The sequence below is a fragment of the Variovorax sp. 01N425 genome, from assembly GCF_056399465.1.
The window spans coordinates 523,776-542,871 of record NZ_JBFTRJ010000001.1 but is presented as its reverse complement, the minus strand read 5'-3'; the positions used below and the strand labels follow the sequence as shown (position 1 = coordinate 542,871).

Below are 19,096 nucleotides of genomic sequence, written 5' to 3'. Positions count from 1 at the left end.
TCAGGCCTTCAGCGAATCGACTACGCGCTGCAGCGCCTCGGGAAGCGGCACCGGCCGCTGCGTGGCCCGGTCCACATACACGTGCACGAAGTGGCCCTGCGCGGCTGCGCTGTCCGAGCCTTGCGCAAAGAGCGCGATCTCGTAGCGCACGCTCGACCGTCCGGCCTGGGCCACGCGGATGCCGGCCTCCACGGTCTGGGGAAAGGCGATCGGGGCGAAATAGTTGCATTGCGTCTCGACCACGAAGCCGATGGTCTGCCCCTGGTGGATGTCGAGCGCGCCGCGTTCGATCAGCAGCGCATTCACCGCCGTGTCGAACCAGCTGTAGTAGACGACGTTGTTGACATGGCCGTACATGTCGTTGTCAGCCCAGCGCGTGGGAATGCTGCGGAACGCGCGGTAGCTGCTTCGGGAATGCGGCGTGGGTTTGGCGGCGGAGCTCATCGCGCGGCATTTTGCCAGCGGCGCCAGTAGTCGAAGGCGACCCTGAAGGTGCCCAGCTGCACCTGCACCGTCTCGGCGATGTCGCTGGCGTAGCCTCCGGCCATCGCGAAGGCCAGCGGAATGCGGCGCTGCCAGGCCCAGTCGAACACCCGGCGGTCGCGCGCCTCCAGGCCGTCGAATGTCAGCTTGAGCCGGCCGAGCCGGTCGCGCTCGAAGGGGTCGGCGCCCGCCAGGTAGATCACCAGGCCCGGCGAGAAGCGCCGCTCCAGCTCGTCGAGCGCGTGCTCGAGCGCGGTGAGGTAGTCGGCATCGCCGCAGCCGTCGGGCAGCTCGACGTCCAGGTCGCTCGCCTCCTTGCGGAACGGAAAGTTCTTCTGGCCGTGCAGCGACAGCGTGAAGACGCTCGGGTCGCTGCGGAAGATGCTGGCCGTGCCGTTGCCCTGGTGCACGTCCAGGTCGATCACCGCGACCTTGAGCTGCCGGCCAGCGCGGCCGTGCTCCGCCTGCATCAGCCGCGCAGCCACCGCGGCGTCGTTGAAGACGCAGAATCCGCCGCCCTTGTCGGCATAGGCATGGTGCGTGCCGCCCGCCATGTTGGCCGCCACGCCGCCGGCGAACGCCGCGCGGCAGGCCGCGATGGTCGCCCCGGTGGACCGGCGCGAGCGCTCGACCATCGCCTCGCTCCAGGGAAAGCCGATCTCGCGCATGGCCTGCGGGCTCACGCTGCCGTCGCTGATGGCGGCGATCCACTGCGGGGTGTGGGCCAGCGCCAGCTCGCCGTCGGTGGCACGCGGGGCCTGGTCCATGTCCACCGCCGGCAGGTGCTCCAGCAGGCGGTCGCGCAGCAGGGCATAGCGGGACATCGGGAAGCGGTGGCCCGGAGGCAGAGGCAGGACGAACTGGCCGGAATAGAACGCGCGCATGGCCCGCATTCTGGAGGCCGGAGCGAATTTAGAAAGTGTGTTCTAAATTGCTGCAAAGCAGCAAAACCCCCTTGATCGCAAAGCTGTGCTGCCTATACTTGAGGCCATGCTGCACCGCAACATAGAACATGGACGACGAGGCAGCGCAACGTGAACCGACCACCCTTCATCCTTACCGGAGATTCCCAAATGGCCCTGACCGCTGACCAAATCCTCGCCGCCCAAAAAGCAAACCTCGAAACCCTGTTCGGCCTGACCACCAAGGCCTTCGAAGGCGTCGAGAAGCTCGTCGAACTGAACGTGACTGCCTCCAAGGCTGCGCTGAGCGAAGCTCAGAGCACCGCCCAAGCCGCCCTGAACGTCAAGGACGCACAAGAGCTGCTGACGCTGCAAGCCAGCCTGTTCCAGCCCCTGGCCGAAAAGACCGCTGCCTACAGCCGTCACCTCTATGACATCGCCCAGGGCACCGGCGCCGAGTTCACCAAGGCTTTCGAAGCCAAGGCCGCTGAAGCCCAGCAAACCTTTGTCGGCCTGGTCGACAGCGCTTCCAAGAATGCACCCGCCGGCTCGGAAACCGCCGTTGCCGTGCTGAAGAGCGCCGTGGCTGCCGCCAACAACGCTTTCGAATCGGTCCAGAAGGCCGTCAAGCAAGCGTCGGACGTTGCCGAAGCCAACTTCAACGCCGTGTCGACGCAAGCCGTTGCCGCCGCCAAGACCGCGACCACCTCGCGCAAGCGCTAAGCTGCCGACCACCACCAGTTGTCTCCTTGGGTCCTCACGGATCCAATTCAAGCCTCGTCTTCGGACGGGGCTTTTTTTTGTCCCGCTGCCGTCTTCGATAATGCCGGTCTCATTTCAGGAGACTCTCAATGCAGATCGACGGCAAGGTTTTTATCGTGACCGGTGGCGCCTCGGGCCTCGGCGAAGGCACGGCGCGCATGCTGGCTGCCAATGGCGGCAAGGTTGTGATCGCCGACATGCAGGCCGACAAGGGTGAAGCCGTCGCCAAGGACATCGGCGGCGTGTTCGTCAAGTGCGACGTGAGCCAGGAGGCCGACGGCCAGGCGGCGGTGGCCGCGGCGCAGAAGCTCGGCAAGCTGGTGGGCCTGGTCAACTGCGCGGGCATCGCGCCGGCCGAGAAGACCGTGGGCAAGAACGGCCCGCATGCGCTGGCGGTGTTCAGCAAGACCATCACGGTCAACCTGATCGGCAGCTTCAACATGATCCGCCTCGCGGCCGACGCCATGAGCCGGAACGAGCCCGAAGCCACGGGCGAGCGCGGCGTGCTGATTTCCACCGCATCCGTGGCGGCCTACGACGGCCAGATCGGCCAGGCCGCCTACAGCGCCTCCAAGGGCGGCGTGGTCGGCATGACCCTGCCGATCGCGCGCGACCTGGCACGCAACGGCATCCGCAACATGACCATCGCCCCTGGCATCTTCGGCACGCCCATGCTCTTCGGCATGCCGCAGGAGGTGCAGGACGCGCTGGCCGCCAGCGTGCCCTTCCCATCCCGCCTGGGCACGCCGGAGGACTACGCCAAGCTCGCCAAGCACATCATCGAGAACGACATGCTCAACGGCGAGGTGATTCGTCTCGACGGAGCGATTCGGCTTCCGCCCCGGTGAGCGGCGGCACCGCCGTGCTGCCGGTGCGGTCCAGCCGCTCGTACTGGGCGATCACCTGGGCGCCCAGCAGCACGAGCGTGGCGGCGATCTCCAGGCTCAGCAGCACCACGATGGCCGTGGTGAGCGAGCCGTAGACCACGTTGACCTGCGACAGCGTCGAGAAGTACCAGATCAGCACGCGCCGCGTGGCCTCCCACAGCAGCGCGGCGGTCACGCCGCCCAGCAGCGCATGGCGCAGCGACATGCGGCCGGCCGGCATCACGAGGTAGAGCGAGGTCAGCATGAAGATCTCGCCGCCCAGCCCCAAGAGGTAGAGCAGCAGGCCCGAGACGCCCGACAGCGACCAGTTGCGCCCGAACAGGTCGACGCTCTCCTGGCCCACCAGCTGCAGCGCGCCCGACACCAGCGTGACCAGCAGCAGGCCCACGCACAGGAACAGGATGTAGAGATAGGGCATGACCGCCGACACCAGAAAATGGCGCCGGTGGTCCGCCTTGCGGTGATGGAAGATCACCGCCATGGCGCTCTCCAGCACGCTGAAGGCCAGCGAGCTGAAGAAGATCATGGTCACGAACAGCACCGGCCCCATCACGTCGCGGTGCTGGAGGAAGTTCGACAGCTCCGCCACGATCGCCTTCGACTGCCCCGGCAGCAGCCATTCGAGGTACCGGCCGATGGTGCGCAGCAGCTCGGCCTGCTCGATCAGGTGGGACATCGCGATCACGCTCACGATCAGGAGCGGCACGATGGAAAGCAGCGCGTAGTAGGCCACGGCGCCCGCGAGCAGCAAGCCCTGGTTGGCGCGGAAAGCCTTGAGCGCATCCCAGACGAAGCGCAGGGGATGGCGCAGCAGCGGCGCGACGTGGTGCAATGGGTGGGGCGTCTTCATCCGTGGGTTCCAGCTGCGGGCAGTATGGCCTTCGCGCGCGGGCGTTCGAAGGCTTGCGTATGATTTGCCGCTCTTCGCCTACATGACCATCCCCGCTTCATTCATCCAGGAACTCATCGCGCGCGCCGACGTGGTGGAAATCGTCGGGCGCTACGTGCAGCTCAAGAAGGCCGGCGCCAACTTCATGGGCCTGTGCCCGTTCCACGGCGAGAAGTCGCCCTCCTTCTCGGTCAGCCCCACCAAGCAGTTCTATCACTGCTTCGGCTGCGGGGTCCACGGCAACGCCATCGGCTTTCTCATGGAACACGCGGGCATGGGCTTCGTCGAGGCGGTGCACGACCTTGCCGGCCAATACGGCCTGCAGGTGCCCGAGGACGACGCCTCTCCGGCGGAACGCGCCCGCGCCGCCAGCCAGCGCCAGAAGCAGGCCACGCTGACCGACGTGCTCGAAAAAGCCGGCGAGGCCTACCGCAAGGCCCTGCGGCAGGCACCGGGCGCCATCGAATACTTGAAGGGCCGCGGCGTCTCGGGCGAAGTGGCCAGGCAGTTCGGCATCGGCTATGCGCCCGCCGGCTGGCGCACGCTTGCCAGCGTGTTTCCCGACTACGATGACCCGCTGCTGGCCGAAAGCGGCCTGGTGATCGTCAACGCCGAAGACGGCGCCGAAGACGCCAAGCGCTACGACCGCTTCCGCGACCGCGTGATGTTCCCGATCCGCAACGTGAAGGGCGAATGCATCGGCTTCGGCGGCCGGGTGCTCGGCGACGAAAAGCCCAAGTACCTCAATTCGCCCGAGACGCCCGTGTTCAGCAAGGGGCGCGAGCTCTACGGACTGTACGAGGCCCGCGCCGCCTTCCGCGAGCGCGGCTTCGCCCTGGTGACCGAGGGCTACATGGACGTGGTCGCGCTGGCCCAGCTCGGCTTTCCCAATGCCGTGGCCACGCTCGGCACGGCCTGCACCACGGAGCACGTGCAAAAACTCTTCCGGTTCACCGAATCGGTGGTGTTCAGCTTCGACGGCGACGCCGCCGGCCGCCGCGCCGCGCGCAAGGCGCTCGACGGCGCCCTGCCCTATGCCACCGACGTGCGCAGCATCAAGTTCCTGTTCCTGCCGGCCGAGCACGACCCCGACAGCTTCATCCGCGAATTCGGCGCCGATGCGTTTGCGCGCTTCATCCAGGAAGCCACGCCGCTGTCGCGCTTCATGCTCGAGGCCGCGCGCGAAGGCTGCGACCTGACCACCGCGGAGGGCCGCGCCCACATGACGAGCAATGTGCGCCCGCTCTGGAGCGCCATGCCCGACGGGGCGCTCAAGCGCCAGCTGCTGAGCGAGATCGCCGCGCTGGTGCAGCTCGACGCGGCGGCGCTCTCCGAGCTCTGGGCCTCCACGCCGGGCCCGCGCAGGCCGGCTGCGGCGCCAGCCCAGCGCCAGGGCGACGCGGGCCACGAGAGCGACTACCCCGACATGCCCCCGCCGGCCGAATACGAGCCGCCGCGCTATGAAAGCGATAGCAAGCCGCGCAAATTCACCAAGGGCAAGCGCTGGGGCGGCAAATTCGAGGCGCCGATCGAGCCGCTGCGCGGCCGGGGCAAGCCGCCGAGCCGGCCGGACGTGGCGGCGCGGCTGCTGCTGTCGAACATGGCGCAGTGGGACGCGCTGTCGCACGAGCTCCACGTGATGCTGTGCGACCTGCCGGGCCCGCACGGGGCGCTTTTCACCTGGCTCGACAGCCAGTTGCACGAGCACGGCGTGCAGCCGTGGGCGGCGCTCCGCGAAGGCATGCGCGGGCTCGATTTCGAGGCGCTGGCCGAACGCCTCATGAGCGTTTCCGAGAGCGCCCCTGTCCCCGAGGGCGAGGAAGAGCAGCACCTGGCCGATGCCGCCAAGGAGCTCGCGAGCGTGCTCGACTTCATGCTGGACGACCGCCTGAAGGCCCAGCAGAGCGAGGCCATTGCCGCGGTCGGAAAGGACCCGAAGGCGCTCGAACGCTACAAGGCGCTGGAGGCCAGGCGGCTCGAATTGCGCAACCGATTGAACCCGCGCGGTGCAGAAACTGCTTGAAATTTGCGCAATAGGCTATAATGTAAGGCTTCGCAACTGGCGAAATTAGGCAAGAGCGACAGCAGCACCTCCGGGCCGACCCCTAGCGCAACGCACTCCCACGGAAAGAATCCGTCGGAAAGGGTCAATAACCGCAAGGACTGCACACCAAATGTTCGCCCGACATCTTGCCTGACGAGGAATTTCTTCCTCTTTCCCAATTGTTCCGTCCGTGCCTGTGCCCGGACCGTGGTGGCGCTGCCGTGTGGCGGTGCGCCTGTGATTCCGCTTGGTCCATCTTGCTGTAACGAGGTCGTATGCCCAGTTCAAAGAAGCCTGCTCCTTCACTCGCCAAAAGCGCCGCCGCGAAGTCTGTCGCAGAAAAACCGTTGAAAGCTGGCGTTATGCCGGCAACTAAGTCGGGTGCCGCCGCTTCCAAATCGGCAGCCGCAACGAAAGTGAAAACCGTGCCCACGAAATCGACCTCCATCGACGATCCGAAAAAAGCTGCCGCCAAGGCAGTTGCCGCCCCCGCCGCCAAGAAAGTAGGCCGCCCGCCCAAGGCCGCCGGCGCTGCCGCGCCCGCCACCGGCGCCAAGCGCGGCCGCAAGCCCAAGGCCGGCAACGAAGCACCCGAAAGCGACGTCGACCTGTCGGACATCGAGGAAGACCTGGCCGGCGACGAGCCCGCAACCGCCACGACCACCGAGGAAAAGGTCAAGCCGCTGCGCATGAAGATCAGCAAGGCGAAGGAACGCGCCTTGATGAAGGAGTTCGGCCTGGACGAGACCGTGCTCTCCGAGGAAGACCTGGCCAAGCGCCGCTCGCGCCTGAAGACGCTGATCACGCTCGGCAAGACCCGCGGCTACCTCACGCACGGCGAAATCTCCGACCACCTGCCCGACAAGCTGGTCGACGCCGAGACCATGGAAGTCGTGGTCACCATGCTCAACGACATGGGCGTGGCGGTGTACGAGCAAACGCCCGACGCCGAGACCCTGCTGCTGAACAACACCGCGCCCACCGCCACCACGGTGGAAGAAGCCGAGGAAGAAGCCGAAGCGGCCCTGTCCACGGTGGACAGCGAATTCGGCCGCACGACCGACCCGGTGCGCATGTACATGCGCGAAATGGGCACGGTCGAGCTGCTCACGCGCGAAGGCGAAATCGAAATCGCCAAGCGCATCGAAGGCGGCCTGATGGCCATGATGGAAGCCATCTCGGCCTCCCCCGCCACCATCGCCGAGATCCTGCGCCTGGCCGCCGACATCCGTGAAGGCAAGGTCGTCATCTCCACCGTGGTGGACGGCTTCTCGAACCCCAACGAAGCCGACGACTACGTGGCCGAGGAAGACTTCGACGAGTTCGACGAGGAAGACGACGACGACGGCAAGGGCGGCTCCAAGGCCCTCACCAAGAAGCTCGAGGAACTCAAGCGCGATGCGCTCGAGCGCTTCGACCGCATTGCCTCGATGTTCGAGAAGGTCCACAAGATCTACGACAAGGAAGGCTACGGCACGCCCGCGTACGAGAAGGCCCAGCAGGCCCTGTCGGACGAGCTCATGACCATCCGCTTCACGGCCAAGACCATCGAGAAGCTGTGCGACCTGGTTCGCACGCAGGTGGACGACGTGCGCAAGAAGGAGCGCGAGCTGCGCCGCATCATCGTGGACAAGTGCGGCTTCCCGCAGGACGAGTTCATCCGCGATTTCTCGGGCTACGACAAGAACGGCAACCGCGTGCCCTCGAACCTGCTGAACCAGAAGTGGGTCGAGAAGCAGGCCGCGGCCGGCAAGCCCTGGAGCGCCGTGCTTGCGCGCAACATTCCGCCGGTGCAGGAACTCCAGCAGAAGCTCGCCGACATCCAGTCGCGCGTGGTGGTGCCGCTCACCCAGCTCAAGGAAATCAACAAGCGCATGAACGAGGGCGAATCGTCCTCGCGCGATGCCAAGAAGGAAATGATCGAGGCCAACCTGCGCCTCGTGATCTCCATCGCCAAGAAGTACACCAACCGCGGCCTGCAGTTCCTGGACCTGATCCAGGAAGGCAACATCGGCCTGATGAAGGCGGTCGACAAGTTCGAATACCGTCGCGGCTACAAGTTCTCGACCTACGCCACGTGGTGGATCCGCCAGGCCATCACGCGCTCGATCGCGGACCAGGCGCGCACCATCCGCATCCCGGTGCACATGATCGAGACGATCAACAAGATGAACCGCATCTCGCGCCAGCATCTGCAGGAATTCGGCTTCGAGCCCGACGCCGGCATCCTGGCCGCCAAGATGGAGATCCCGGAAGACAAGATCCGCAAGATCATGAAGATTGCGAAGGAGCCGATCTCGATGGAAACCCCCATCGGCGACGACGACGATTCGCACCTGGGCGACTTCATCGAGGACAGCAGCAACACGGCCCCGATCGAGGCCGCGATGCAGGCGGGCCTGCGCGACGTGGTCAAGGACATCCTCGACAGCCTCACGCCGCGCGAAGCCAAGGTGCTGCGCATGCGCTTCGGCATCGAGATGTCGACGGACCACACGCTGGAAGAAGTCGGCAAGCAGTTCGACGTGACGCGCGAGCGCATCCGCCAGATCGAAGCGAAGGCCCTGCGCAAGCTCAAGCATCCCTCGCGTTCGGACAAACTGCGCAGCTTCATCGATACTCTGTAATCCGGGTTCCCTGAAGCCACAAGCGCCCGCAGCGCCCCGTCATACGGGCGGCGGGCGCTCTCTTTTGTGCAACGCAAACAAGAAGAATGGAGCAATTGCCATGAATCCCGATGCAGACAAACTCTGGCAGGCCCCGCGCTGGGCACTGGCCGTGCTGCTCGCGGTGCTGGGCATGCTGGGCCCCTTCTCCATCGACACCTACATCCCGGCCTTCTCTGGCATTGCGCGCTCCATCGGCGCCACGCCGGCCGAGATGCAGCAGACGCTTTCGGCCTACCTGTTCGGCTTTGCGTTCATGAACCTGTTCCATGGCGCGCTGTCGGACAGCTTCGGCCGGCGGCCGGTGGTGCTGTGGGGGCTCGCGGTGTTCACGCTCGCCTCGCTGGGCTGCGCGCTGTCGCAGAACATCGCGCAGCTGGTGCTGTTCCGCGGGCTGCAGGGCCTGTCGACCGGCGCGGGCATCGTGGTGTCGCGCGCCGTGATCCGCGACATGTTCCCGCCGGCCGAGGCGCAGCGCGTGATGAGCCAGGTGACGATCTACTTCGGCGTGGCGCCGGCCATTGCGCCGATCATCGGCGGCTTCCTGTTCGTGCATGCGGGCTGGCACGCGGTGTTCTGGTTCCTGGTGGCGGTCGGCGTGGTTCTGTTCGCGGCCAACTACAAGCTGCTGCCCGAAACCCTGCACCAGAGCCAGCGCCAGTCCTTCCATGTGCGGCACCTGCTGCGCGGCTACTGGGACCTGTGTTCCGATCCGCGCTTCCTGCTGCTCGCGCTCGCGAGCGGCGTGCCGTTCAACGGCATGTTCCTCTACGTGCTGGCCGCGCCCGCCTTCCTGGGCGACCACCTCTCGCTGCAGCCGCAGCAGTTCTTCTGGTTCTTCCTGCTGACCATCGGCGGCATCATGCTGGGCGCGCGCGCCAGCGGCCGCATGGCGGGCAAGGTGACGCCCAAGCGGCAGATCCGCGACGGCTTCCTGATCATGCTGGTCACCTCGGTGGTCAACGTGGCGGCCAACTTTTTCTTCGATGCGCACGTGGCATGGGCGCTGTGGCCGCTGGCGGTGTTCGCCTTCGGCTGGGCGCTGATGGTGCCGGTGGTCACGCTGCTGGTGCTCGACCTGCACCCCGAGCGCCGCGGCATGGCCTCGTCGCTGCAGGCCGTGATCGGCTCGACCGCCAACGGCCTGGTCGCCGGTGCGATTGCGCCGCTGGTGATGCATTCCACGCTGGCGCTCGCCGTCACCTCCATGCTGATGCTGGGCATCGGCCTGGTCGCCTGGGTCTGGCTGCACGGCCGCTGGCCCGAGATCGGACGAAGCCTCGCCAACGAAACCTGAAAGAGCGATACCCGCATGCGGACCTCCCCGTTCCTGACCTACGCGCGCGCCTGGTTGCCGGGCCGCACCACCGTCGACATGCGCGAGAGGCTGCGCGCGGTCTGCGGGGCCGCCATCGGCCTGCTCGTCACGGCCGTGCTGTGCCGCTGGCTGGCCGAGCCGCTGGGCAGCAGCGTCTGGCTGATCGCGCCGCTGGGGGCCAGCGCCGTGCTGGTGTTCGCGGTGCCCGCGAGTCCGCTGGCGCAGCCCTGGTCGGTGATCGGCGGCAACACGCTGTCGGCGATGGTCGGCATCGCCAGCGTGAGCTGGATTCCCGACCCGGCGCTGAGCGCCGCGGTGGCGGTGGCTGCCGCGATCGGCGTGATGTTCTTCGCGCGCTGCCTGCATCCGCCGGGCGGCGCGGCGGCGCTGCTCGCGGTGCTCACGCACACCACGCATTTCTCGTCCGCCCTCTTTCCGTTCTTCACCAATTCGCTGCTGCTGGTGCTGGCGGGCGTGGCCTACAACTCGCTCACGGGCAGGCGCTACCCGCATGTGCAGGTCGCGCAGCCGCCGCGCACCGATGCGCGCTTCAGCCAGGCCGACATCGATGCGGTGCTGGCGCGCTACAACCAGGTGCTGGACATCAGCCGCGACGACCTCGAGTCGCTGATCCAGCAGACCGAGCTCGAGTCGTACAAGCGGCGGCTCGGCACCCTGCACTGCGGCGACATCATGTCGCGCGACCCGGTGTCGGTGGAGTTCGGCACGCCGCTGCAGGAAGCCTGGATGCTGATGAACCAGCGCCGCATCAAGGCGCTGCCGGTCACCGACCGCACGCGCCGCGTGGTCGGCATCGTGACGCAGGCCGACTTCTTCCGCCAACTCGACCTGGAGCACCACGAAGGCATTGCCGGGCGCCTGCGCGACCTGATCCGCGCCACGCGCACCGTGGTGTCGAACAAGCCGGAGGTGGTGGGCCAGATCATGACGCGCCAGGTGCGCGTGGCCAGCGCCGACCGCCCGGTGGTCGACCTGGTGCCGCTGTTCTCCGAGGGCGGCCACCACCATATCCCCATCATCGACCATGAAAAGCGGCTCACCGGCATGATCACGCAGTCGGATTTCGTGCGCGCCCTCTACCGTGCCGTGCGGCCGGAGAACTGAAACTTTTCAAGGAGCGTGCATGGCGTGGATCGTTTTGCTGGTGGCGGGGCTGCTCGAAATGGGCTGGGCCATCGGGCTCAAGTACACCGAAGGATTCACGAGGTTCTGGCCTTCCGTCGGCACTGCGATCTCGATGGTGCTCAGCGTGGTGCTGCTGGGCTGGGCGATGCGCTCGCTGCCCGTGGGCACGGCCTACGCGGTGTGGACCGGCATCGGCGCCGTGGGCACGGTGATCCTGGGCATCGTGCTGTTCCATGAGCCCGCCAACGCCGCGCGCCTCATCTGCGTGGGCCTGATCGTCGCGGGCATCCTCGGGCTCAAATTCACGAGCGCTGCCTGAATCGGTGCTTCACTCCAGCACCACGTTCGCCTTCTTCACGAGCGCCGCATAGCGCGCCGCCTCGCTGCGGAAGTAGCTCGCGGCCTGCTCGGGCGAGGTGGGCTTGATGATGTTGCCCTGCTTGTCCATGGCCTCGCGCACCTCGGCGCTCGTGAAGGCCGCGGCCACGGCGTCGTGCACGCGCTGGACGTCGGCAGGCTGCATCTTCGGCGGGCCGATCACCGCGAACCAGCCTTCCACGACGTAGTTGGGCAGGCCCTGCTCGGCGATGGTGGGAATGTCCGGCGCGGCCGGCGACCGCGCCGGGCCGCACAGGCCGATGGCGCGCAGCGCGCCGCTCTTGAGGTGCGGCTGCACCGCGGGCAGCGCCACCACGCCCATCTCGACCTGGCCCGCGATCATGTCGGTGACCATCGGGCCGGTGCCCTTGTAGGGAATGTGGCGCGCCTTCACGCCGGCCTCTTCCATGAACATCTCGCCGGCCAGGTGGATGATGGTGCCGTTGCCCGACGAGGCGTAGTTGTAGCTCTCGGGCCGGGCGCGCAGCAGCGCCACCAGTTCCTTCACGTTCTTCGCGGGCAGCTTGGAATTGACCACCAGCACCAGCGGCGTCGCGCCCACCACGCTGATCGGCGTGACGTCGCCGAGCGCGTCGAAGGGCATCTTCTTGTACACGGCCGGATTGATGACGTGGTTGTTCGACACCATGCCGAGCGTGAGCCCGTCGGGCGCGGCCTTGACGACGGCCGAGGTGCCGGTGATGCCGCCCGCGCCGGGCAGGTTCTCGATCACCACCGGCTGGCCGAAGGCCTTGCCGAGTGCAACCGAAGCCGCGCGCGCGATGGCGTCCACGCCCGAGCCGGCGCTGATCGGCAGGATGAAGCGGACGGGCTTGTCGGAGCCCTGTGCAAGCGCGGGGCATGCCGACAGCGCGGCGGCGCAGGTGCCGAAGCCCAGGACGGCGCGGCGGGTCATCGGGGGAAGGATCGTGTGCATGGTCTTTGTCTCTCTTTATGTTTTTTGGAAAAGGCGTTCAGGCGACGGCCGATTCGGCCTGCATCGCAGCCACCTGCGCATCGCCGTAGCCGAGCTCGGCGAGCAGTTCGCGCGTGTGCTCGCCGAGCGTCGGCGGGTCCAGGCGCACGCCCAGGCGCTCGCCGCCGAGCGTGATCGGGAACAGCGTGGTCTGCGCGGTCTGGCCGGCACGCTCGCCGTCGGGCAGGCGGATGTCGGCGAGGCCGCCGGTCGCCTTCAGGTGCGGATCCTCGTAGAGGTCCTCGGGCCGCACGATGGGCGCGAACGGCAGGCCGCGCGCCTCGAAGATGGCCGACAGTTCGGCGGCCGGGCGGTCGGCCAGGCGCTGGCGCAGGTCCGCGAGCAGCGTGGGCCGCAGGCGGACCCTGTCGTTGTTGGTGCGCAGGGCCGGGTCGGCCTTCAGGTCGTCGAAGCCCAGCGCGTCGCAGAACACGGTCCATTGCGCGTCGCTCACCGCGGCCAGGAAGATCTGCTCGCCGTCCTTCACGGTGAACACGTCGTACAGCCCCCAGGCCGAGATGCGCTGGGGCATCGGCGCCGCGGCCTGGCCGGTGATCGCGTACTGCAGCATGTGCTGGCCGACCAGGAACACGTTGTTCTCGAACAGCGCCGACTGCACTTCCTGGCCCTTGCCGGTCTGCGCGCGCTGCATCAGCGCGGCCATGGCGCCGATGGCGCCGAACATGCCGCCCATGATGTCGTTCACGCTGCTGCCCGCGCGCAGCGGGTCGCCGGGGCGGCCCGTCATGTAGGCCAGGCCGCCCATCATCTGCACCACTTCGTCGAGGGCCGTGCGGTGCTCGTAGGGGCCGGGCAGGAAGCCCGTGTGGTTGACGTACACCAGGCGTGGGTTGAGCTTGCCGAGCGCGGCATGGCCCAGGCCGTACTTGTCCATGGTGCCGGGCCTGAAGTTCTGCGCCACCACGTCGGCGGTGGCGCACAGGCGCAGCGCCGCTTCCAGGCCCTGCGGGTGGCGCAGGTCGAGCGCGATGCTCTTCTTGTTGCGGTTGAACATCGGAAAGAAACCGGCGCCCGCGCCCAGCAGGTGCCGCGTGCGGTCGCCCTCGATCGGCTCGACCTTGATGACCTCGGCGCCGAGGTCGGCCAGCACCATGCCGCAGGTCGGGCCCATGACCATGTGCGTGAACTCGACCACGCGAATGCCCGTGAGCGGCAGGCGTTTTTCTTCGGTGGCCGCGTTCATGCGGCCACTCCGGCGGTTGCCGCGAAGGTCTTCGGGAAACCCGCGCGCCACACCGTGCCCTGCAGCGTCTCGCCTTCGAGCCAGCCGGCCACGCGCTGGCGCAGGCCGAGCAGCTTCGGCAGGTCGACGCCGGTTGCAACGCCCATGCTTTCGAGCATGAAGACGAGGTCTTCGGTGTCGACGTTGCCGCTGGCACCGGGCGCATGCGGGCAGCCGCCGATGCCGGCCAGGCAGGCGTCGAAACGCGCGATGCCGACTTCCAGTGCGGCGTAGACGTTGGCGAGCCCCAGGCCGCGCGTGTCGTGGAAATGGCCGCACCACAGGCGCTCGCCCGCGATGCGCTGCGCGCGCTCGAACAGGCTGCGGACCATCGCGGGATCGGCATAGCCGACGGTGTCCGCCAAGCTCACGCGGTCGGCGCCCGCATCGAGCAGCGCCTGCATCAGCCGCAGCACCTCGCCGGAGTCCACATGGCCCTGGATCGTGCAGCCGAACGCAGTGCCCACGCCGCCCTCGATCAAGGTCCTGGAGCCCGCGGCGTCGCGCGCGGCGCGGATGCGCGCGACCTCGGCCACCACTTCGTCGGGCGTCTTGCGCAGGTTGGCAAGGCTGTGGGCGTGGCTGGCGGACAGCGGCACCATCATGAGATCGGCCTCGCCGGCAATGGCCAGTTCCGCGCCGCGCAGGTTGGGCACCAGCACCGAGGCGACGAGCCCGGGCAGCGTCTTTGCAAAGGCCAGCAGCTCGGCCGTGTCGGCCAGTTGCGGCAGCAGGCGCGCGGGCACGAAGGAGCCGACTTCGATCTCGCGCTGGCCGGCGGCGTGTGCAGCGCGGATCCATTCGAGCTTCTGGGCGGTGGGCAGGGTTCTGGCGATGCTCTGCAGGCCGTCGCGCAGCCCCACTTCGCGAACGTCCGCGCTGGGCGGCAGGAAGGCATGAATCAAAACTGGTCTCCGTCGTGAGGGTCGGCGTCGATCTTAGAAGTTCCGATTTAATCCAGAAGGTATATTTTGGAAGCCATTCGATTCCAGAACGGAACATCATGAGAGACCTCGACCTCACCACGCTCCGCCTCTTCGTCGCCGTCTGCGAGACCCGCAGCATCGCGCGTGCGGGCGAGCAGGCCAGCATCGTCGGCTCGGCCATCAGCAAGCGCCTGGCCCAGCTCGAGGACGCCGTCGGCACGCCGCTGCTGCTGCGCAAGCGCCGCGGCGTGGTGCCCACGCCCGCCGGCGAAACGCTGCTCGAGCATGCGCGCGCGATGCTCGGCAGCGCCCACCGCATCGAGCGCGACATGGCCGCCTATGCAGGCGGCGCGCGCGGGCATGTGCGCATCCTGGCCTCGGCCTCGGCGCTGGCCGAATCGCTGGCCGAGGACGTGGCGAACTTCCTGCAGAACCCCGCGCACCGCAACATCCGCGTCGACATGGAAGAGCGCGTCAGCCCCGAGATCGTGCGCGGCATCCGCGAGGGCAGCGCCTCGATCGGCCTGTGCTGGGACGCGGCCGACCTCGAGGGCCTGCAGCGGCGCGACTACCGCACCGACCACCTCGCGATCGTCGCGCACCCCTCGCATCCGGCGGCGCGCCACGGCCAGGTGCGCTTCGAGGACGTGCTCGGCCATGAATTCGTCGGCATGCCCGCGCTGAGCGCCGTGCAGCTGATGCTCGCGCGCGAAGCGGCGGTGGCGGGCAAGCCGCTGGTGTACCGCGTGCTGGTGTCCAACTTCGATGCCGCCCTGCGCGTGGTGCGGGCCGGGCTCGCGATCAGCGTGGTGCCGGCCGAGGTGGCGCGGCCCTTCACCGACACCTACGGGCTGCGGCTGATGCCGCTCGCCGATGCCTGGGCGCGCCGCCGATTCGCGATCTGCTTTCGCGACGAAGCGGCGCTCTCGCCGTCGGCGCAACTGCTGGTGGCGCATCTCGAACGGTGCGCGACCGAGCGCGAGGTCGCTGGGTGATTCGTTCGAAATGCGAAACTATTCATTGGCAAATACAGGGTTTTTGTTTCCATTCACGAAACCTAACATTCGGGCTGTCCGCGCTGCCATCCCGCCAACGCCACTCCACCGAAAGACCCGAATGTTCCGCAGAACCCTTCTCTCCGCCGCCGCGCTCGGCGCCGCCCTGTCGTTCGCTGCCCTGGCGGCCCATGCCGCCGAGCCGCTCAAGCTGGAGGTGTACAACCCCGGCGCCAAGTCGATGTTCCCGGTGTCTTCCGAACTGGTCATGGGCCAGGCCGATGCCGTGCTGATCGACGCGCAGTTCCAGCGTAACGACGCCGAGGCGCTGGTGCAGAAGATCAAGGCCAGCGGCAAGAAGCTGACCACGGTCTACATCAGCCACAGCGACCCCGACTACTACTTCGGCCTCGACGTGATCCAGGCCGCGTTCCCCGACGCAAGGATCGTCGCCACGCCGCAGACCGTGGCAGCCATCCAGGCCTCCAAGGACGGCAAGCTCGCGCACTGGGGCCCGATCCTGAAGGACAACGCGCCCAAGGCGCTGGTCGTGCCCGAGCCGCTGGCCGGCGACAGCATCACGCTCGAAGGCCGCAAGATCCATGTCGTCGGCCTCGACGGCCCCACGCCCGAACGCACCTTTGCATGGATCCCCTCGCTCAAGGCGGTGGTCGGCGGCATTCCGGTCTCGGCCAACATCCATGTGTGGGTGGCCGACACGCAGACGCCCGCCTCGCGCCGCGACTGGATCAAGACCCTCGGCCGCATCGAGGCGCTGCGCCCGAAGACCGTGGTGCCCGGCCACTACCTTCCGAATGCGGACGGCAGTGCGCCCTACGCGCTCGCCTCGGTGAAGTTCACGCGCAGCTACCTGCAGGCCTTCGAGACCGAGGCGAAGAAGGCCGCGGACTCGGCCGCGCTCATTGCCGCGATGAAGAAGCGCTACCCGAAGCTCGAAGGCGCCTCGTCGCTCGAACTGGGCGCCAAGGTCATCAAGGGAGAAATGAAGTGGCCGCAGTGAACGACAACCCATCGGCAGCAGGCGCCACGCTGCACTACATCTTCGATCCGATGTGCGGCTGGTGCTATGCGGCTGCGCCGCTGGTCGAGGCGGCGCGCGGCGTGCCGGGCCTCAAGGTCGCGTTCCACGGCGGCGGCATGATGACCGGCGCCAATCGGCGTGCGATCACGCCGCAATGGCGCGACTACGTGATGCCGCACGACCGCCGCATTGCCGAGCTCACGGGCCAGCCCTTCGGCGAAGCCTACTTCGACGGCCTGCTGCGCGACACCGGCGCGGTGATGGACTCCGAGCCGCCGACCACCGCGGTGCTCGCGGCCGAGGCGCTGCGCGAAGGCGGCGGCCTCGACATGATCCATCGGCTGCAGCGCGCGCACTATGTCGAAGGCCGGCGCGTGGCCGATGCGGACGTGCTCACGGCGCTGGCAACGGAGCTCGGCTTCGATGCAGGCGCCTTCGCATCGGCCTTCTCGCGCCTTGGCGGCGAAGCGACCTCCCGGCACATCGCCGCAAGCCGCCAGCTGCTGCAGCGCGCGGGCGGCCAGGGCTTTCCGACCTTCGTGCTGGCGCAGGCCGACGGCAGCGAGGGCCGGATCGAGATCGGTCCCTGGCTCGGCCGTACCGAAGAATGGAAGGCGCAGCTCGCCGGGCTCGTGCTGCCCTCGCCGGCCACGGCGGCGGGCGCCGGCCCGACCTCATGCGGGCCCGACAGCTGCGCAGTCTGAGAAGCCGTTCAGCCCCGCCGCGCTACCTGCTGCACTGAAAACTGGCGGCCTGCGACACATCGCCGCCGGTGTAGCGCGGCCACAGCGGCCATTCGCACAGCGGGCGCGCACGCACGGCCTTGAACGGCGGCGGCACTTCCTGCTCGACCAGCTGCAGCCCGCTGGGCGCACGGCCGCGCTCGACCCAGTCGGCCAGCGCGCCGAGCATGTCGACGTTGGCCGGCGCACCGCTGCCCACGTGATCGACGCCGGGCGCGGTGTACAGGCGCAGGAAGCGGTCCGCGTTGTCGCGGCCCATGCGCGCGACGATCGACTCGTAGTAGCGGATGCCTGCGAACGGGCTCTGCGCATAGTCGGCCATGTGCTCCAGCATCAGCAGCTTGCCGCCGCGCGCGTGGAAAGCGCCCAAATCGGGGTTCGTCGAATCCATCAGCTGCGAGACGGCGGCGATGCGCGCGGCAAAGTCTTCCGCGCGGTAGTTGCGCACGTCGAGCGACGGGTTGCGCGCATAGAAATACTGCAGCGCGCCGCTGCCGTAGAACCACGCGATGCCGTTGCTCGGCTGCGGCGGCACGGTGGGCGCGCTGGTGCCCGTCCACCACGCGTTCCATCCGCCCATCGATGCGAAAGCCGGCGTCGCCTCGCCACCGATGCCCCAGCCGGGGTATTCGGTGACGCCATGGGCCAGCGGCACGGGCGAGCGCCACGGCGAACGCAGCGTGCGCACCGCCTGCACCTGCGCATCGTTCAGGCAGTTGTCGCCGCTCGTGCCCGCCGCGCAGCGCAGGCTCGCCGGATCGAAGCGCTGCAGGCAGGCCACCGGGTTCGACACGATGCGGTCCGCCGCGCCATCCGCGGCATCGCACGATGCGAGCACGGCGTTGTGCACCAGCTGCACCTGCGCGGGCCGTAGCCATCCTTCGCCGAAGGTGGCGATGCCGTTGCGCGTGCCGGCGTGCTGGAGCCCGGTCCAGTTGATGACCGGTACGCGGCTGAAGATGCCGTCGAAGTCCTGCGGATAGCGCTGCGCCATCGTGAGCGCCTCGCGCCCGCCTTCGGAGCTGCCCATGAAGTACAGCTTCTGCGGCGCCTGCCCGTAGGCGCGCTGCATCAGCGCCACCGCCACGTCGCGCACCTTCTTGTACGAGGCGTGGGCGAAGTTCGCCAGCGCCTCGTCGTTGAGCGCAAAGGCCTGCGGCGGCTGACCGGCCACGTTCTGGTGGCCGGAGTCGGTGCCGTAGGTCACGTAGCCCTGCGCGAGCGGTGTCGGCTGGTCGAAGCGCGCAGCCGGCACCAGCGCAAGGCCAGTGATCAGCGTGCCGTTGAAACCGCCGCCGCCGTACTGCACGCTGCGCCCGTTCCATGCGAGCGGCAGGTTGACCCGGAACAGGATCGGGGGTGCCGCGGCATCGAGCGGCGCAATGCGGCCGAGCACCGCACAGTGCGCAGGCGTTGCCGGCGTGATGCGCGCGGCCGGGCTGGGGCCGCGCTCGGCGACGGCAAGCGCCGTGGCGGGAACGAGCGTGGCCGAATCGATCGTGGCCGCGCCGCTCGGCAGGCCGATGGCCGCGGGCGCGACCGGCGCGGCGGCAAGGGCCGCACAGGCCGCCGCCGGATCTGCGCCGAGGCCGAGGCTCTTCGGGCCGGTGGTGCCGCAAGCGGCGAGCAATGCGGCGGCCGCCAGCATGGCGCCCCCGCTGAGCACTGTCTTCGGGATCGCCATTTTTCTGTCTCC

General features: G+C 68.1%; 16 protein-coding genes and 1 pseudogene. 10 read left to right on the top strand and 7 right to left on the bottom strand.

From position 1 onward, the window contains the following. Nucleotides 1-444: an acyl-CoA thioesterase gene (locus AC1DSC_RS02620; RefSeq protein ID WP_018903027.1), complete on the bottom strand. Its 444-nt coding sequence runs from the start codon at nt 442-444 to the stop codon at nt 1-3. Next, a complete protein-coding gene (locus AC1DSC_RS02615; RefSeq protein WP_174545050.1) occupies nt 441-1,367 on the bottom strand; it encodes a histone deacetylase family protein in 927 nt (308 codons plus the stop codon). Before AC1DSC_RS02615 ends, AC1DSC_RS02620 begins: the two co-directional genes overlap by 4 nt. A 189-nt stretch (nt 1,368-1,556) precedes the next feature. Here AC1DSC_RS02615 and AC1DSC_RS02610 point away from each other — a divergent pair, with 189 nt between their 5' ends. Together AC1DSC_RS02610 and AC1DSC_RS02605 are read left to right on the top strand one after the other, a co-directional pair. Then, nucleotides 1,557-2,108, top strand: coding sequence for a phasin family protein (locus AC1DSC_RS02610; protein WP_012746908.1), 552 nt, complete (start codon nt 1,557-1,559; stop codon nt 2,106-2,108). Between the two features lie 128 nt (nt 2,109-2,236). Next, a complete protein-coding gene (locus AC1DSC_RS02605; protein WP_012746907.1) occupies nt 2,237-2,995 on the top strand; it encodes a 3-hydroxyacyl-CoA dehydrogenase in 759 nt (252 codons plus the stop codon). Here AC1DSC_RS02605 and AC1DSC_RS02600 read toward each other — a convergent pair. Beyond that, nucleotides 2,943-3,884, bottom strand: a complete 942-nt coding sequence (locus AC1DSC_RS02600; protein WP_012746906.1) for a YihY/virulence factor BrkB family protein — start codon at nt 3,882-3,884, stop codon at nt 2,943-2,945. The genes AC1DSC_RS02605 and AC1DSC_RS02600 overlap by 53 nt on opposite strands. Nucleotides 3,885-3,966: 82 nt before the next feature. On the opposite strand from AC1DSC_RS02600, the gene dnaG reads away from it, so the two are divergent. From dnaG to sugE, 5 genes are all read left to right on the top strand, one after another. After that, nucleotides 3,967-5,946: a DNA primase gene (gene dnaG, locus AC1DSC_RS02595; RefSeq protein WP_012746905.1), complete on the top strand. Its 1,980-nt coding sequence runs from the start codon at nt 3,967-3,969 to the stop codon at nt 5,944-5,946. 296 nt (nt 5,947-6,242) lie between these two features. Beyond that, nucleotides 6,243-8,594: an RNA polymerase sigma factor RpoD gene (rpoD, locus tag AC1DSC_RS02590; RefSeq protein ID WP_026283816.1), complete on the top strand. Its 2,352-nt coding sequence runs from the start codon at nt 6,243-6,245 to the stop codon at nt 8,592-8,594. 100 nt (nt 8,595-8,694) lie between these two features. Then, the gene (locus tag AC1DSC_RS02585; protein ID WP_012746903.1) at nt 8,695-9,930 is read left to right on the top strand and encodes a multidrug effflux MFS transporter; all 1,236 of its coding nucleotides are present in this window, start codon (nt 8,695-8,697) and stop codon (nt 9,928-9,930) included. 15 nt (nt 9,931-9,945) lie between these two features. Beyond that, nucleotides 9,946-11,076 carry an HPP family protein gene (locus AC1DSC_RS02580; protein ID WP_012746902.1) on the top strand — a complete coding sequence of 377 codons (1,131 nt, stop codon included), beginning with the start codon at nt 9,946-9,948 and terminating at the stop codon, nt 11,074-11,076. A gap of 19 nt (nt 11,077-11,095) precedes the next feature. After that, nucleotides 11,096-11,416 (top strand): quaternary ammonium compound efflux SMR transporter SugE, encoded by a 321-nt coding sequence (gene sugE / locus AC1DSC_RS02575; protein WP_012746901.1) that lies wholly within the window; start codon nt 11,096-11,098, stop codon nt 11,414-11,416. 9 nt (nt 11,417-11,425) lie between these two features. Here sugE and AC1DSC_RS02570 read toward each other — a convergent pair whose 3' ends face one another. Genes AC1DSC_RS02570 through AC1DSC_RS02560 form a run of 3 tightly spaced genes read right to left on the bottom strand, consistent with a single transcriptional unit; the run spans nt 11,426 to nt 14,599 of the window. Continuing rightward, on the bottom strand, nt 11,426-12,412 hold the full coding sequence (locus AC1DSC_RS02570) for a Bug family tripartite tricarboxylate transporter substrate binding protein (protein ID WP_062362343.1): 987 nt from the start codon (nt 12,410-12,412) through the stop codon (nt 11,426-11,428). A 37-nt stretch (nt 12,413-12,449) separates the two neighbouring features. After that, complete coding sequence (locus AC1DSC_RS02565; protein ID WP_436298288.1) at nt 12,450-13,655, bottom strand: CaiB/BaiF CoA transferase family protein; 1,206 nt, start codon at nt 13,653-13,655, stop codon at nt 12,450-12,452. Then, entirely contained in the window at nt 13,652-14,599 is a 948-nt protein-coding gene (locus AC1DSC_RS02560) for a hydroxymethylglutaryl-CoA lyase (RefSeq protein WP_012746898.1), read from the bottom strand. Before AC1DSC_RS02560 ends, AC1DSC_RS02565 begins: the two co-directional genes overlap by 4 nt. Nucleotides 14,600-14,697: 98 nt before the next feature. Here AC1DSC_RS02560 and AC1DSC_RS02555 point away from each other — a divergent pair, with 98 nt between their 5' ends. The 3 genes and pseudogenes from AC1DSC_RS02555 (at nt 14,698) to AC1DSC_RS02545 (ending at nt 17,361) form a co-directional block, all read left to right on the top strand. Beyond that, the gene (locus AC1DSC_RS02555; protein WP_012746897.1) at nt 14,698-15,615 is read left to right on the top strand and encodes a LysR family transcriptional regulator; all 918 of its coding nucleotides are present in this window, start codon (nt 14,698-14,700) and stop codon (nt 15,613-15,615) included. Nucleotides 15,616-15,736: 121 nt separating this feature from the next. Then, a pseudogene (locus tag AC1DSC_RS02550) lies at nt 15,737-16,630 on the top strand (MBL fold metallo-hydrolase); the annotation flags it as partial. Beyond that, nucleotides 16,624-17,361 (top strand): DsbA family protein, encoded by a 738-nt coding sequence (locus tag AC1DSC_RS02545; RefSeq protein ID WP_012746895.1) that lies wholly within the window; start codon nt 16,624-16,626, stop codon nt 17,359-17,361. The pseudogene AC1DSC_RS02550 and the gene AC1DSC_RS02545, both read left to right, overlap by 7 nt. A gap of 22 nt (nt 17,362-17,383) precedes the next feature. Here AC1DSC_RS02545 and AC1DSC_RS02540 read toward each other — a convergent pair whose 3' ends face one another. Then, complete coding sequence (locus tag AC1DSC_RS02540; RefSeq protein ID WP_012746894.1) at nt 17,384-19,084, bottom strand: tannase/feruloyl esterase family alpha/beta hydrolase; 1,701 nt, start codon at nt 19,082-19,084, stop codon at nt 17,384-17,386. Between the last annotated feature and the right edge of the window lie 12 nt (nt 19,085-19,096).